The sequence below is a fragment of the Mycobacterium sp. RTGN4 genome (genome assembly GCF_033804635.1).
Lineage (GTDB): Bacteria > Actinomycetota > Actinomycetes > Mycobacteriales > Mycobacteriaceae > Mycobacterium.
Genome location: NZ_JAPZLB010000049.1, coordinates 1 through 446 on the forward strand (window position 1 = coordinate 1; position 446 = coordinate 446).

The 446-nt window shown below is 57.2% G+C and carries 1 protein-coding gene; it reads right to left on the minus strand.

The features are described 5' to 3' along the window. Positions 1–334: 334 nt before the first annotated feature. Positions 335–446: hypothetical protein (locus tag SLQ30_RS33215; RefSeq protein WP_413468234.1), on the minus strand; the 112-nt coding region annotated here is incomplete at its 5' end.

Here is a 446-nt window from a genome sequence, read left to right on the forward strand (position 1 = left end):
ACTCAACACCGACCGATGACCCCACCCATCCAGCCGCGCATACTCATCCTCAACGAGGAAGTCCATCGACGACAACCGCCGAGACAGGTCAGCATCCACTACGTCCCCCAATCATCCACTCCACGCGCTTCGCGTCGCATGTTCCCAACAAAGACTTCAGTCGTTTGCCATATACATTCCGCGGTTCGGTGGTGAACATCTCGTAGTGTGTGCCCTCGACTGGGTACTGTGCAATGCAATTGGCAAAGCCAGGTCGCCACTCGTTCAGGTGCGACCAGGTAGCTGTTCGGGTTCGCAATCCTCTCCGTCGTGACATCGGCCATCGCTCCATGGGTTAGATCAGTCCGAGTTGTTGCAGGTCGGTGATGTATTTCTTGATGGTGGGTGCGGTGACGTGGGGGATGTCGTTGTCGGGGCCGATTTTCGCTTGTTGTACTGCGGCGCGG